A 15,166-nucleotide genomic window follows, 5' to 3' on the forward strand; every position below is an offset into this window, starting at 1 on the left:
TCGCTGATCCTGATAAGATTTTTATATGAAGAAGTTTTTTCCAGTTGCCGTTATTTACGCGCTCAGCCTGCTTTCTGTTTCTTACGCCCAGTCTCCCTGGATTAAATTAAAGGAAGAGCTGGTTTTCAATAACCCACCATTTAAGCAATGCCATGCTTCTACGATGGTGGAGATCGCTCCGGGAAAGGTTTTGCTGTCTTGTTTTGGCGGATCGGCCGAAGGAAAGAAAGATGTAGATATCTGGCTGTCATCAATTGATGATCAGGGTATCAGCAGTCCTCAGGATGTGGCCAATGGAATTGTTAGTGATACTTTAAGGTTCCCTGCCTGGAACCCTGTCCTCTTCAAAAGCAATACCGGAAAGCTCTTCCTTTTTTACAAGGTTGGTCCTAATCCAAGAGAATGGTGGGGCATGCTTAAAACGTCTGATAACGACGGACAAAGCTGGTCGCCCGCCAGTCGCCTTCCTGAGGGAATACTGGGGCCGATAAAGAATAAACCTGTGCAACTGGCCGATGGCACTATCTTATCTCCATCCAGTGTTGAAGTAAACGAAAACCGCTGGACAGCCCATATGGAGAAGTCGGCCGACGATGGAAAGACCTGGAAGCTTATTCCGGTAGATCCAGATTCAAAATTTGATGTGATACAGCCCAGCGTACTCTTTTACGGAAAAAATAAGTTGCAGATCCTGTGCAGGAGCAAACAGGGCAGCGTGGTGCAGGCCTGGTCCGCCGATGGTGGCAACACCTGGGGCAAGCTTAGCAAAACATCGCTCTTAAACCCTAATTCAGGAACTGATGCAGTGACACTCAAAGATGGTACACAGCTGATTGTTTACAATCCTGATGTACCTGGCAAAGATTGGTTTAACGGTAGAGGCAAGCTGAGGGTTGCCAGTTCTAAAGATGGTAAAACATGGAAAGATGTGGTTGTCCTTGAAAATGGTACTAAAGAAGAATTTAGTTATCCGGCCATCATCCAGACCAGGGACGGACTGGTGCATATTACTTATACGTACGACAGGAAGAATGTCAAACATATCGTGCTCAAAAAAGGGTAATGATATCTTTGAATCCCTAAATTTTAAAGAATTATAGTTGTGAGAGCACTCGATTTTAATAACAAGTGGGTTTTAGTAACCGGAGCATCTTCTGGTCTGGGATATGAAATGGCTCAGCAGCTTGCCCATCAGCATCATGCTAACCTGATTATCGCTGCCAGGCGTGCTGATAAACTGCATCAGCTCAAAGCTGATCTGGAACACGATGCCAATGTTCAGGTTAAAGTAATTGTGGCAGACCTTTCGGTTCCTGAAGATGTGGAACGTCTTATCTCCGGGTGTTTAAATGGTCAGGAGCTTTATGCTGCAGTACTGAATGCCGGAATTACACATTTCGGTCCTCATGCTGAGCTATCCCAACATGCTTTTGAACTGCTTGTTCAAACCAATGTGATCAGTGTGGTTCGTCTTACCGGAGAACTGGTTAAACACTTTGAGCAGACAAGATCGGAGGGGGGCATCATGATAGTTTCCAGTATGGCCGGTATATTTCCCGTGCCTTATCAGGCGGCATATTCGGGTACAAAATCATTCTTAATCGGCTTTGCCAATGCCCTTGCACATGAGATCCAGAGCCGGGTGCTATCTCTTACCATCTTCGCTCCGGGAGGAATTGTGACCGAAATGACGGCAACTGAGCAGTTCAACGATTTACAAAGTTGGCTTATGCCGGTACGCCAGGCAGCAAAAGAGGGGATATATGCACTAAAAACCAGGAAATTCAACTACGTACCCGGCGCCATAAACAGAGTAGGCAATGTATTCATGAAGCTTCTGCCAAAAAAAATGATCATCAGCATCCTGGCAAAAACCTACCAGCGATCACTTTCAAAAGTAAATAAGAAGGGGAAAATTCAGTAATATCCCCATATTTGGGCGTTGTACCTCCTGTTCATAAACCTCACCTTTGATTCAAAGACAAAGATTTATGGCTACGTGGAAACTCGATACTGATCACAGTTCAGTGATGTTCAGTACAAAAGATTTAATGCTCACAACGATTACAGGATACTTCACAGCATATCAGGCAGAAGTACATACAAAGGGCGATGATATTACAGCAGATCCATTGGTAGATTTCAGTGCTGAAATCAATTCTATACATACCAATCAGCCCCAGCGTGATCAACACCTGCTTTCTGCAGATTTTTTTGATGCCGCAAACTTTCCTCAGATCAGTTTCAAGGCAAGGTCTATGGAACAAATCAATATCATAAAAAATCCCTTTCCTATTGGTCCTTATCAAAAAAGTTATGACCTGGAGGGCGATCTGACAGTCAGAGGTATTACAAAACCGGTTAGTTTTAGAGTAGAACATCAGGGTAAGATAAGCGATCAGCACAACCGTACTGTTGCCGGATTTACCCTCAGTGGGAAAATCTCCAGAACGGAGTTTGGCATGACATGGGGAGAGAAGACCGCTGCTGGAAAGGCAATAATAGGTGATGAAGTACGCATTCATTGCAGTCTGCAGTTTATCCTGTATATTTGACCCATTATGGGTTACGCAAAAGAAAGAGGAAAGCTTGAGAATATATTAACCAGGCTTGTAGGTGTCAATATTTACAATGAAAAAAGTCTGGGCATTCTTCATGATTGCCATGAGAAATATTCACATACGGTGAGAATATTGAAGAATAAGCAGCCTGAGATCTTTATTGAGCTATACAATAATGAATTGCAGGAAGTAAAAGAAGGGAAGAAAGCTGTCAGGGAAGATGACGCTATCGAAGACCGTCAGAATAACTTTCTTGCTTATAAAGATGCGATTATTCGTGCCACAGAAAAAACGATTCAAGCAACCCTTGAGGCTTAGTCAATAACAGGAAATTCTGGGTTTCCTGTTTATATTTTCTTCACATTAAATTTCCTCTTAGGGCCGCAATAGTTCAGACAGGATTCTTCCAGTTTAAGTACTCCACGTTTTACGAGCGTAAAATCTGTTACCCAGCTGTTGATCAATGCTGTGCGTACCGCCGAGCCAATGCTGGTGGTGGCGGATGTAGTTAGTGACCCGGGATGTGACCTTCTGATATACAGGAACTCGTCGATGTTTTGTATAGTATCCAGTTTGAAGTAGCAGTAATACAGGAATTTTGTGTCATTTGCAAAAATCCGATCCTCTGAGAGTTTCTGGCAGGCATAGAAAATTCCCCGTGCAACTGCCGATGAAGGATGTAACAAGGCATGTGCAGGTCCGTTCTTCAAAGCGCTGACCACATCTTTTGGATAACGCACAGCCTGTACAGTTCTTTTAAAATAATCCATTTTGATTTCATGAGAGCCGCAAAGCGGGATACTATGATTATTCATGTAGGTGGAAAGTCGTTCAAACCTGTCTGCACATGAGATATCATCAGAATCCTGGAAAAACAGGATATCAGCATCTCCCTGATCTGCCAGCCAGTTTCGGATAATATATGGGCCCACTGGATTTGGACTAAAGGCATAATAGGAAATATAAGGATACTGATTTTTAATCGTCATTAGCTCTTTGAACATGGGCTGATCAGCACCCAAGTATACATTGATATTTTCTGTGTCAGCCAAAAACTTCAGTAAATCTTTGAGATATGCCAGGTTTCCCCGGTGCGGAATCACCACATCACAGTGGTTTGAGGATGAAACCTCAGTGATCCCTGTTGGCAACTGCCGTACCAGCACCCTGTTTATTGCTGTATTACCCAGAGTATCCAATAGTTCAAAGAGCAGATTGCCCTTACGAATTATACCAGAGTTCTGTCTTCTGATCAGCTCACGGAAATGGACAAAGGTACAACTGAATGAATAGATATATTCATCCATGCTTACCTGATACTGTGGTGCCGCCTTTCTTTGAGTCAGCAGAATAAATGTATGTAGTTGTTGTTCATAAATAGCCTCCAGCGATTTCCTCAGTTCATCCATATCGGGCTGAAAAATATCAAGAGGCGGATCAAATTTCAGGCATATGATATAATCAAAATCCTGGTCGAGAAATTCAAAACTCAAAAACATCATTTCATAATGCATCACCAGTCCTTTCTTTTTCCAGGCTATAAAATGATAATGTGTATAATCATTGATAAGTCTCATAGTTGCTTGGTTTAGGGGTTGATAAACGTCTATGAGTCAGAGCATCAGACAGGGCTCTTCTCTGATGAGCTCAGATGCTTTCTGAAGGCAAGCCTGCTTCCTCCCATTTTCCTCCAGCTTTAGCACATGAGCGTATTCGTCTGCTGGAAATAACATATGTTCTGTCAGGTGTCTGATCTGATTTCCCCTGAACATCTTTTCCGCATCGGGCTGTAGTTCTTTTGGAGAAATGATATAATATAGGTGTGCAAATTGTGCAACCTGCATATAACTGATCAGTTTAATCATTAAAAAATCTGTTTTTTCACCCAGGTAGATATATAAAGCTGCTACAGTTCCTTTTCCCTGCTGAAGTGCCAGGATGTGATTTTCTTTGAATATAGAAAGGTAGTAGGAGAGCTCTTCCATATATGGAGCCTTTGTGACCAGATTATGGTCGACAGTGGTGATAGCCAGGTCATATTTATTTTTAAAGTATGCATTCAGCAATGCACAGAGGATGGGACCACAAAAGCTCTCCTCAAAGTATCCGCTGGTCTGAAAGCCTGCATGGTACTGTGGATGAAATCCGGTAAAATTGGCCTCTATGACATAGTATTTTCCTCTGTGAGTAAGGGCAATGTCCCATCCGATCAAAGTACCTTCTAAAAGCGATGCGGGCAATTTTTCCAGCATCAGCTCAACAAACTCTTGTGTGCCATCAAAATCCCCCTTTTCTGCCTGTCCGCTAATCATCAGCGTCATGCCATACAGCACATCCTGACCAAAGCTATGTACCCTGAACTCCTTTTTCAGCTTTAGTTTTTTCTGTATGATCCATTTCTCATTGCCTGCTGATTGCTCTTCATGCTCATTCAGAATATGCTCAATTTCTGAGGTCCTGTCAAAGCTTTTAGTCCTGCCTGAGCCAAAACCGAGGGTTGCTTTGATAAAAAAACCTGAGCCTATGAGTTTCCTGATCCTAGGCACCCATTGGTCTTGTTTCAGCATTCGGCTCAGCCCCAGGGTTAGTGGCATGCAGCCCGGAACATAATGACTGAACAAGAGATATTGCACAAATTTATTTTCAGGCCGCCATTTGAAGATATGGTGTTCATCAATCTTTAATTGTCGCAACATTGCTCTCACAGTAAATGCGCCCAGCCATCCCGATAAGTTTGATAACAGCACCGGGTCGCTATTAAGTTTGAAGCTTTTTATCACTCTTCTCCTTGGCGCCCTCACAACCGCCTTGTCTATATCACGTAACAATTCTTTCAAATCATCATCTTTCTGCGTCATTTTCCTATGGATTTATACTTGCCCGATCTTCAATTTACTTACAATAGCTGGCTGATCAGAACTCATAAGCAACAAAAGTCCGGAGCCTGTTTTTATTGGGTAATCTGTCACTTTAACCAGCTTCTATATTTTGTAAATTCAATAGAATTCCCTTTCCATAGCCCCCGTGAAAAGGGAGATGGCAATTCTAAAATCTTTAAAAATGAACCTTCTCAACAAAAAGAAAAGCAATATCCTATCTGTAACCTACCAGTTACTACGCGAGATAAATGTGAATGTGAATCCGGAGACCCTGTTAAAAAAAATGGAATCGCACCCGGAATATCCTGGTTTACTGACTATTTGCGACTGCCTTAAAATTTTTAAAGTGGACAATCATGTTTACCGTATAGAAAGGGAGAATTACAATCACCTGGATCTGCCCTTTCCATTTATCTCACATACCTCAAAGGAAGGCGGCTCCTTTTTTCTGGTCCACGGACTAAAGAATGGCTCTTTCAGGATTTCTGATGAAAAAATAAGAAATGCAAGCGTCAGAAAGGAAGACTTTTTTGCTTCATGGGAGGGCTTGGTCCTGTATGCTAAATCCAATGGAGAAAGTGGAGAACCGGGTTACCTGCAGCATTATATCCAATTCTCGCTTCATAGAATTGCTGCTCCGGCTTTTCTCACCCTGCTCGTAACCATGTTTATCGTCATATTCCGGCTTCATCCTTTTAGTCTGGCTATCCTGGCTTTATGTATAATTAAACTTTCCGGTGCTGTAATCAGCATGCTGCTCATCGCGCAGGGATTCAGCAGTAGTCCTTCATGGGTAAAAAATGTCTGTGGCAAACACGGAAAAAACGATTGCAATGCGCTTCTTCAAACGCGCGCTGCACATATTACGCCCTGGTTCAGCTGGGCAGAGGCAGGATTGTTCTATTTTTCAGGAACCTTTCTCAACATACTTCTTCTTCCATCCCTGGCCCCGTTGCTGTTCTGGATAAATGTTTTTGCCCTGCCATACATGGTGTACTCACTGGTGTATCAATACAGGATAAAAAAATGGTGTATCCTCTGTTGTAGTGTACAGGCATTGCTACTACTGGAGTATGTTTCATTTAATTTCATCCCCGGCCGCTTCGAGATGGGTGCCCTCAGTTCGTTTAACCTGTTAGTCCCTTCTATTTTATGTTTCCTCTTCCCGGTAGTTACCTGGGGAATGATCAAACCACTGCTTCAGGAAAATTCCATGCTAAAAACTACGGGCTGGCAACTCAAACAATTCAAGTACAACAGCGAATTGTTTACACTGGGACTGATGAACCAGCAGCACTATGAGGCGGGCGATGAGCTTAAACCCATTGTACTCGGAAATCCGAATGCTGAAATTGTCATCACTCTTGTCAGTAACCCCTATTGCAGCCCCTGTACTGAAGTCCATCACTTCTTTGACCAGTGGATGCGGGAGCGTGACGACCTACAGTTGAAAATTCTGATGCTCGCCAGTGGCGATACAATGCAAATCAGGACTGCCGAACATATGATCGCACTGGGTTTATTAAAAGATAAAAAGCTGATTGCCCAGTCTTTGAATCATTGGTATAATCAGTGTGATAAGGTATATGATCAATGGCAGAAAAAGTATCCTGTGCTGATCACAGAAAATATAAGAACTACCTTCCGGAAGCAGCAGCAATGGTGCGAGAACGCGGGAATCAACTTTACTCCGGCCATTTTAATAAACGGTCATCTCCTTCCAGAGCCTTATGAGGTCGAAGACCTGAAATATCTGATCAGTTAAAGCTGTTGCTATTGAAATATTTTCCCTTCTATTACCAGTCTTACCCCATGGATTGCGGACCAACATGCCTCAGGATGATTGCTGCCTGTTTCGGTAAAAGTTTTGATCCTGCAATGCTGAAGCACATGTCCAGGATCAGCGTTGAAGGTTCCTCTATGCTGGACCTTATGAACGCTGCCGGCAAACTGCAGCTCTCCTCTAGAGGCTTTGAGGTTACTACTGCACAGCTATCTGAGACAGTTTTACCAGCCATTCTCCATTGGGACCAGCAACATTTTGTGGTGTTGTTCAAAATCAAAAAACAAACGTATTATATTGCAGACCCTGCTATCGGTGTCATCAAATTTTGTCGTTCCGCTTTTTTAAAGCACTGGCAGAATCCTGGAAGTATTCACCCTGCGACAGGCTTTATCCTTACTTTCTCTCTGAAGGTCTGAGGCAAATTTATGGGTAATATGACATCTGATACACTCTGAATAATTCATAGTTTTATGGATAGAATTTAACTACTTATGCATAAGCTATCGTGCACAATTTTTATAGAGTATTGATTTAAATATGATATTATGGAAGCGTATGAAATTACTTTAGGGACTATTCTAAGTAGGAAAGAACTCAGGGCAATTAGAGGTGGCGGTTCCGTTACTCCTCCAGGTACTCCAACCGGAGGAAATATTGGTCCTTTTAAATGTTGTATTACAGGGACGAATACCTGTAGCCAGTGTGTAACCTGTACTCCAAGTTGTACCTGTGGTCCGGGAGCAACACTTGTAGCCTGTTAAGGTGATCTTCCGATGTAAAGTTATCCTACAAAGGCAGGCATTAATTGAAGATATGCCTGCTTTTTTTATGCCGGATTAGCATCCAGGCATTGGATACCTGAGCAGGAAATCTTATCTTACAGCACAGGAGCTTGAAGATAAGATTTATCCCACCCAATCAGAATCATAATGTTGAAGAAATTTGCCGCTACTATCATTTTAGGACTATCTTTTATTGGCAGCCATGCACAGACCACCAGACTGATCGTCAGGGCCCAGGCCAAAGACGCAAAGTTCATTGGTACAGGAATCGGAGGAGCCTTTGTGACCGTCCGGGATCACCTTACCGGCGAAATCCTTGCTAAAGGTCTCACTGCCGGCACTTCGGGAAATACGGATCTCATGATGAAAGGAAAAGTAAGGAGGGGACTTCCCGTTATTGATACGACTACCGCTAAGTTCGAAGCTAACATTCCGCTTTCTGAGCCAACATTTGTCGATGTTGAGGCTGTGGCACCGCTTACCAGAAGAAATGCCGCTGTTAAATCCACTACGCAGATATGGCTGATACCGGGTAAAGATATCCTCGGTGAAGGGATCCTGTTGGAATTTCCAGGTTTTATCCTCGATGTATTATCGCCTACCACTCATGAGTTCATTAAACTGGAGGAGCTAAAGGGGAATCTGAAATTTAAGGCCAGCCTGACAATGATGTGCGGCTGCACGATCACCAAAGGCGGCATCTGGGATGCGGATGGAATTGAAGTTAAGGCAATTGTGAAGAAAGAAGGTCTGCGGATTACAGAAGTTCCAATGAAGATTAGCCCGGTAGCAAATATTTTTGAAGGTAATCTGAAAATGGAAACAAAAGGAAATTATGAACTGACGATCTATGCTTATGATGCCAGGACCGGCAATACGGGTCTTGATAAAATCAACTTTGTGATCCAGTAATCTGCTGGCTGGAACACAAAGTTTATTTATTTAATGGTACTTCTTAAACCTGGTAGTTAATATACCTTTCCTCAAAGCTGCCGTCAGCATAAAGATCTAACAGTCCGTAACCAGGTGCAGTTTCCCGGCGGTTGCCCTTCCACCATGCTCCACTTACCGCACCGTCGCAGATGTAGGTGACATTGTTATACACCACTTTATCACGCATATGTATATGCCCGCTCAGGCACAGCTTTACATTGGGATGCTGATAAAACAGTTTGATAATTTTCGAGGTATCTGTATGCATATCGCCACCCAGCATTGTCCATTTGTTGACGATATCATCTTCAATCATCAGCGTGGCCGTTAATATAGGAATGTGTGATAGAATCAGTACAGGAGTGTTTGGATCAGTAGCTTCAAGTTCCTTTTTCAGCCATTCAAACTGCTCATCACCCAGCTTACCGATATACCAGGTTTGATCGATATCCAGGTGCACACTGTCCAGCACGATAAATTTCCATCCACCCTGCTGAAAAGTATAATAAGGTTTCTGCAGCTGAAGCTGGTTCAGCGAATATTCTTTGCCATAGAAAGTATGCCCTTTACTGTTCTCATTCCACCAAATGTCATGGTTTCCCAGGCAATATTTTACAGGAATGCTGCATTCTGATTTGATAATATCATGTGTAAGTTTCCACTGATCATTGATGGTGCTCAGGTTCTCCTTGTTCATATCAAAAACCACATCACCACCGTTCAGGATCAGGTCAACTTTGGGAGATTGCTGCTGAACATGGTGCAGGCATTTTACGTAATGCCCCGGAGCACCAAGGTCATTTTTCAGGTGCACATCCGTCAGGTGGGCAATGCGTAGTACAGGTTTTGTTGCTGCAAATAAACTGCCGGTTGGCAGGGCTGTGCTCAGCGCTAATCCGCCAATGCTTTTGAGTACGGTTCTTCTATTCATCAGAATATAATTACATCATGTGCCAGCAAAATTATAGAGATTAATCATGAGAATGCAGGCAAGTATGTTAACAAAATATTAATTAGTTAAACAGGAAAGCCCGGGCGGAATATGAATAAAAATTCATTAAGCCATTTAGTTATAATGATCTTTTTAAAAGATAAGATCAGGCATCAGACGAGGCATTGAACGTTACAACAAAGTTATTATGACCTTCACAACAAAGTATCAACTGTCTAGTCTGTATACCTTTGATTCATACTAAAATGTAATAAATATGAAAAAGGTATGGTTTATCACAGGAAGTTCCAGCGGACTTGGAAGAACCCTGACAGAGGCAGCTTTAGCAGCAGGCAATATAGTAGCTGCTACAGCGCGTAACCCCAAAAATAATGATGATCTTGCTCAGCGCTATCCTGAACAGCTTTACGCTATTCAGCTTGATGTAACTTCAGCAGCGCAGATCCAAAAAGCAGTTAAAGATGTAATTGCACGTTTCGGCAGGATCGATGTGCTGGTCAACAATGCCGGCTTCGCTGTGGCAGGTGCGGCAGAGGCATTTACAGAAGCCGAGGTACGTGAACAGTTCGAAGTCAACCTATTGACACCGGTGGAAATCTGCAGAGCGATATTGCCTTATATGAGAAAGGCAGGGTCTGGCAGAATCCTCAACATCAGCTCAGTGGGAGGGAGGGCGGCCAGTGCAGGCATCTCCATCTATCAAAGTGCTAAGTTTGGTCTCGGCGGTTTCAGTGAAGCCCTTGCCAATGAAACTGCAGAGCTTGGCATCAGGGTTACCTCTGTTGAGCCGGGTGGCATGCCTACCAATTGGGCAGGATCTTCGATGTCCTTTGCTACTTCAGTTGAAGGTTATGAAAACACAGTAGACACCCGTATAGCGGCCTTAAAAAACAATGAGTTTAAAGCAGGAAGTGAGCTGAGCAAAGTGGCATCTGTAATCCTGCACCTTGCAGACCACCCGGAACCGCCCCTGCATCTGGTTTTGGGCAGCGATGCACTCGCACATCTGGAAAATGTAGATAAGATCAGACAAGAGCAGCAGCAAATATGGCTGAATGTTTCTACATCCACGGATGTGTTAAATTCCTGAAGAATAACCGCCCGGTGCCATAAGCCGGGCGTAATTTGATATCTTTACTTCAACCAATACTACAGCCGAATCATGGATAGCCCAATACATCATCATTACAATCAGATCACGTATTCATGTTATTCTGATCGCTCCAGAGCAGGAGAAACGTTTGTTGCCGATCATGTTTTCAGCTTTCAGATCAGTGGAACAGTGGAACTAAAAAATGATGTCTCTATCGATGTTTTTACGGCCGGCAGTTTCAGGCTGACTACCAGAAACCAACTGATCAAATTCTATAAAGAGCCTGGCGAAGACGGTGAATATAAAAACATATCTGTGGTTTTCGATCAGAAAACTCTTAGAGAGATAAGTGAGGAGTTTGGTTATGCCGCTCAAAAACTCAGTGAGGCTCAAGTCGTAGTTCCTCTGCCTGGCCACAAACTACTGATCAGTTATGTTCAATCCCTACAACCCTATGATGATTTATTAAGGGAAGAAAATTTTAGTTTACGCGCGCTTAAAATTAAAGAGCTGATCCTTCTGCTGCTCAGAATAAAACCAGATCTGGCACACATATTATTCGACTTTTCTGAGCCAGGTAAAATCGATCTGGAAAAGTTTATGAACCTGAATTTTCATTTCAACGTTCCTCTGGAGCGATTTGCTTACCTGACCGGGCGCAGCTTATCTACTTTTAAAAGGGATTTTGAGAAGGTGTTTCTTGTCCGCCCCGGTAAGTGGTTAAAGGAAAAGCGTTTGAAAGAAGCGTATTACCTGATCAGGGAAAAAGGTGCCTTACCCTCCAAAATTTATGCTGAGGTAGGTTTTGAAGACCTTTCACATTTTTCTTTTGCCTTCAAAAAGATGTTTGGTGTTGGCCCATCACGTGCCGCAGAAATACAGAATATCAGAAAAGATTTCAAACAGGATCAATAGGTTTGTAATTACAGTGTCTACTTTCATCAGCAGGGCTGAAATTCGCGACTGCTGCTTGTGAATTACACTCATGGGTGTTACCAAATTGAACGTCAACCCAAATTATTTCCTACTTTGGTAAAAAATTGACATTTGAAATATCTCTGCCTGACTTTACTGATTGCCATCACATTCTTCTCCTGCAGAAAAGGTACCGAGAAACAAAATAAAGAAGATAATCCTTATTACAATATGGCTTTTGATTACCGGGAAAAGGGTATGTCTGATAGTGCCTACCTGTATTTTACAAAAGCCAAAGATTTATTTCTCGAAAAAAAGGACAGCCTCGGTGCAGGAAAATGTCTGGTAAATATGAGTATGATCGGCATTGACAAAGGTGATTATTTTGGGGCACAGGAAATGTCGCTGAGTGCTCTTCAATACTTTGACGAGCAAAAAAAGGAACAGTTTGCCTATATCAGTTCTAATTATAATAACCTGGGAAATAGTAGTAAGTCTATCAGTGATTTTGAACGTGCAATCAAATTTTATAACCTTTCTATCAAATTTTCCGTAGATTCTATCTCCACTCTGGTTAACCACAATAACAAGGCTGTTGTCTACAAGGAAATGAAGGATTATCCTTCAGCTATCAAAATTTATGATTCTATCATTCATAAAACCGGCGGCAATCAAATTGAATATGCGAGAATCTTAAATAATAGAGCTTATACCAAATGGCTGCAGAACCCGGCTTATCATGTAATTCCGGAATATCTAAAAGCATTGCATATTCGTGAGCTGAATAAAAATTTGTGGGGGCAAAATGCCAGTTACACTCATCTCGCAGAATTTTATGGCAATAAAAATCTTGATTCTGCTTTATTCTATGCTAATCGGCGTTATCAGGTGGCTACTGTGATCCGCAGTCCGGATGATCAGTTGAGTGCCCTCACGGATCTTATCAAATTCAGTCCGGCAACTCAAGCCAAAATTTATTTCATCAAACATCATCATCTGAACGACAGCCTGCAAACGGCGCGCTGGAATAACAAAAACCAGTTTGCACTCATTAGGTATGAAACAGAGAAACACAAGGCCGATGCCCTGAAAGCTCAAAGAGAAAATGATCAGAAGAGGAGTAGGTTGCAAATTGTATATTTTATTGTCTTCGCTCTGATCATGAGTCTGTTATCTGTCTATTTATGGTTCAGGAAGCGTAACCGCTTATTGCAGCAGGAAAAGGAACTGGAGGTGAAAAATACGGAGCTGAGGTACGTAAAAAAGATTCACGACAGAGTAGCGAATAAGGTTTATCATCTGATGTCTGAAGTTGAAAACACACCAGGCATCAACAGGAATCTTATCGTAGATAAGCTCGAAGCGTTGTATGATATCTCAAGAGATATTTCGTACGATAGTCCAGAACCCACAACTGAAGGGAGAACTGCTGCGGAGATCTCGGCAATGCTCCAGTCTTATTCTTCCGCATCTACAGAGGTGCTGATTGTCGGCAACGAAGAAGAAATCTGGGAGGGTATCCCTGAAATATCAAAAACAGAGCTGTTCCTTGTCATGCAGGAACTGATGACCAATATGAAAAAACATAGCAGGGCACAGCGCGTCGTCATTAAATTTCAGCGCAATGATAACTGTATAACCGTTCTGTATGCAGATAACGGAGTAGGATTGAATAACGCTGCCAAAAGGAATGGGCTGCAGAATACGGAAAACCGTATAAATCATATTCGCGGTACTATTACTTTTGAAAGTATACTTGAGGAAGGTCTGGAGATCAATATTTCTTTTCCTGCCAACTAACAAAATCCAGAAACATGTTCAAAAAAGTACTCATTGCAGAAGATCACGAACACGCTAATATTTCGGTAAGAAAAACGCTTGAAGATTTAGGTGTTCCCCAAAAGGATTTCAGATTTTACTGTGATGATGCATTCGAATTGATACAGGCAGGTGTACGTTTAGGTTTGCCGTACGACTTACTCATTACTGATCTTTCTTTTGATGAAGATCACAATGTGCAGAAAATCTCAGGAGGGAAAGAGCTCATCCGGGCTGCGCGTGCGGTCCAGCCAGACCTGAAAGTGATTGTCTTTTCCCTGGAAAATAACATTGGTTTGGTGGATGAGTTGTTCGATGATATTCAGGTTGATGCCTATGTGCGCAAAGCACGATATGATGCCATTGATCTCAAACGTGCTGTTGAGGCAGTATTTAACAACAAGAAGTACCGTTCTGCTGATCTGATGCACCAAAGAAAAACAGAACACTCATATGATTTCAAAACTGTCGATATTGCCATCATTACGCTGTTATGCAATGGAACGGCGCAGAAAAATATTCCGGCATATCTGCAGCTAGAAAATATCAAACCTTCAGGGCTGAGCAGTGTTGAGAAGCGTCTTAATTCTATCAAAACATCCTTAAATATATCCAGTAATGAGCAGCTCATTGCTTACTGTAAAGACAATAAGATTATCTGATACATTTACGGCAACCCGTAAGAAATGCTTGTTTTTCGCTGATACTTTTGTGGAATAACTGGTCGAATGAGTTCGTTGTGGAGTATGAAAATCTTTAAATTAATAACCCTGCTTGCCGTAGTTGCAATGCTACTTTTGATATGGTGGTGGATCTACATTGCGATCACTGAAGATGTGATGGAAGTTCACCGTACGCATTTCGGCTATCCTTTCTAAGATAAATCTGCTTCCGCATAAAAATTATTTACAAATCGATGCTCTCATATTGGTGTGTAATTGTTTCTGCCTTCCATCCCTTCAGATGGCCTTTTAAAGGAAATCTGGAGGGACAAGAGGTAGCTTCTGCCGTTTACAGTCACACATTCTTATGCCTCAATTACAAAAGCTTTTAACACATCCAGCTTGCCGTCGCGTAATTTCCAGACATCACAATAGGAGTAGTGTTTCAGCTCTCCTTCTTCATTTTTCATACTGATTTTGCCAAGAGCAGTCACAAAGTTGCCCTCTGCAATGATCTCCTCAATATCAAATTTTGGAGGTTCCACATAGGCTTTTTTCATATATTCCCTTACTGCTTCTTTTCCATGGAGGCTTTGTTCACCTACGAAAGTCCAAACGGTATCTTCAGTGCAGTAAGCAAGAAAACCCTCATTATCGCCTGTGGTTACCGCTGCATTCGCTTTTTCAAGGATTGATTTGTTATTCACGCTCATAAAAAAATGATTTGATTTCTGTGTTATGTTCTTATATAAACCAACATTAACCAGCAATTGTTGGAGCATTGT

At 42.3% G+C, this 15,166-nt stretch carries 17 protein-coding genes; 13 read left to right on the plus strand and 4 right to left on the minus strand.

Annotated elements, in window-relative coordinates:
- The first annotated feature begins 25 nt into the window (after positions 1–25).
- From OQY15_RS20330 to OQY15_RS20345, 4 genes are all read left to right on the plus strand, one after another.
- On the plus strand, positions 26–1,063 hold the full coding sequence (locus OQY15_RS20330) for a sialidase family protein (protein WP_265793814.1): 1,038 nt from the start codon (positions 26–28) through the stop codon (positions 1,061–1,063).
- A gap of 39 nt (positions 1,064–1,102) precedes the next feature.
- Entirely contained in the window at positions 1,103–1,924 is an 822-nt protein-coding gene (locus tag OQY15_RS20335; RefSeq protein ID WP_265793816.1) for an SDR family NAD(P)-dependent oxidoreductase, read from the plus strand.
- A 67-nt stretch (positions 1,925–1,991) separates the two neighbouring features.
- Positions 1,992–2,555, plus strand: coding sequence for a YceI family protein (locus tag OQY15_RS20340; RefSeq protein WP_265793818.1), 564 nt, complete (start codon positions 1,992–1,994; stop codon positions 2,553–2,555).
- A 6-nt stretch (positions 2,556–2,561) separates the two neighbouring features.
- On the plus strand, positions 2,562–2,879 hold the full coding sequence (locus OQY15_RS20345) for a hypothetical protein (RefSeq protein WP_265793820.1): 318 nt from the start codon (positions 2,562–2,564) through the stop codon (positions 2,877–2,879).
- Between the two features lie 29 nt (positions 2,880–2,908).
- Here OQY15_RS20345 and OQY15_RS20350 read toward each other — a convergent pair whose 3' ends face one another.
- Positions 2,909–4,138: a glycosyltransferase family A protein gene (locus OQY15_RS20350; protein WP_265793822.1), complete on the minus strand. Its 1,230-nt coding sequence runs from the start codon at positions 4,136–4,138 to the stop codon at positions 2,909–2,911.
- Positions 4,139–4,174: 36 nt separating this feature from the next.
- Positions 4,175–5,419 carry a hypothetical protein gene (locus tag OQY15_RS20355; RefSeq protein ID WP_265793823.1) on the minus strand — a complete coding sequence of 415 codons (1,245 nt, stop codon included), beginning with the start codon at positions 5,417–5,419 and terminating at the stop codon, positions 4,175–4,177.
- 202 nt (positions 5,420–5,621) lie between these two features.
- Here OQY15_RS20355 and OQY15_RS20360 point away from each other — a divergent pair, with 202 nt between their 5' ends.
- From OQY15_RS20360 to OQY15_RS20375, 4 genes are all read left to right on the plus strand, one after another.
- Positions 5,622–7,205, plus strand: coding sequence for a cysteine peptidase family C39 domain-containing protein (locus OQY15_RS20360; protein WP_265793824.1), 1,584 nt, complete (start codon positions 5,622–5,624; stop codon positions 7,203–7,205).
- A gap of 11 nt (positions 7,206–7,216) precedes the next feature.
- The gene (locus tag OQY15_RS20365; protein WP_265793825.1) at positions 7,217–7,642 is read left to right on the plus strand and encodes a cysteine peptidase family C39 domain-containing protein; all 426 of its coding nucleotides are present in this window, start codon (positions 7,217–7,219) and stop codon (positions 7,640–7,642) included.
- A 129-nt stretch (positions 7,643–7,771) separates the two neighbouring features.
- Positions 7,772–7,987, plus strand: a complete 216-nt coding sequence (locus OQY15_RS20370; RefSeq protein ID WP_265793827.1) for a hypothetical protein — start codon at positions 7,772–7,774, stop codon at positions 7,985–7,987.
- 168 nt (positions 7,988–8,155) lie between these two features.
- Positions 8,156–8,920, plus strand: a complete 765-nt coding sequence (locus OQY15_RS20375) for a hypothetical protein (protein WP_265793829.1) — start codon at positions 8,156–8,158, stop codon at positions 8,918–8,920.
- Positions 8,921–8,963: 43 nt separating this feature from the next.
- Here OQY15_RS20375 and OQY15_RS20380 read toward each other — a convergent pair whose 3' ends face one another.
- A complete protein-coding gene (locus OQY15_RS20380) occupies positions 8,964–9,872 on the minus strand; it encodes a metallophosphoesterase (protein ID WP_265793830.1) in 909 nt (302 codons plus the stop codon).
- Positions 9,873–10,149: 277 nt separating this feature from the next.
- Between OQY15_RS20380 and OQY15_RS20385 the strand changes: the two genes are divergently transcribed.
- The 5 genes from OQY15_RS20385 to OQY15_RS20405 all read left to right on the plus strand — a co-directional run bounded on the left by OQY15_RS20385 (position 10,150) and on the right by OQY15_RS20405 (position 14,597).
- Positions 10,150–10,983 (plus strand): SDR family NAD(P)-dependent oxidoreductase, encoded by an 834-nt coding sequence (locus OQY15_RS20385; RefSeq protein ID WP_265793831.1) that lies wholly within the window; start codon positions 10,150–10,152, stop codon positions 10,981–10,983.
- 72 nt (positions 10,984–11,055) lie between these two features.
- On the plus strand, positions 11,056–11,901 hold the full coding sequence (locus tag OQY15_RS20390; protein ID WP_265793833.1) for an AraC family transcriptional regulator: 846 nt from the start codon (positions 11,056–11,058) through the stop codon (positions 11,899–11,901).
- Between the two features lie 132 nt (positions 11,902–12,033).
- Positions 12,034–13,701, plus strand: a complete 1,668-nt coding sequence (locus tag OQY15_RS20395) for an ATP-binding protein (protein ID WP_265793834.1) — start codon at positions 12,034–12,036, stop codon at positions 13,699–13,701.
- Between the two features lie 14 nt (positions 13,702–13,715).
- Positions 13,716–14,381 (plus strand): response regulator, encoded by a 666-nt coding sequence (locus OQY15_RS20400; protein WP_265793835.1) that lies wholly within the window; start codon positions 13,716–13,718, stop codon positions 14,379–14,381.
- Positions 14,382–14,465: 84 nt separating this feature from the next.
- On the plus strand, positions 14,466–14,597 hold the full coding sequence (locus OQY15_RS20405) for a hypothetical protein (protein WP_265793836.1): 132 nt from the start codon (positions 14,466–14,468) through the stop codon (positions 14,595–14,597).
- A 149-nt stretch (positions 14,598–14,746) separates the two neighbouring features.
- On the opposite strand, the gene OQY15_RS20410 is transcribed toward OQY15_RS20405, so the two are convergent.
- Positions 14,747–15,094, minus strand: a complete 348-nt coding sequence (locus tag OQY15_RS20410; protein WP_265793837.1) for a nuclear transport factor 2 family protein — start codon at positions 15,092–15,094, stop codon at positions 14,747–14,749.
- Positions 15,095–15,166: the final 72 nt, after the last annotated feature.

This window comes from Pedobacter sp. MC2016-15 (assembly GCF_026239695.1).
GTDB lineage: Bacteria > Bacteroidota > Bacteroidia > Sphingobacteriales > Sphingobacteriaceae > Pedobacter.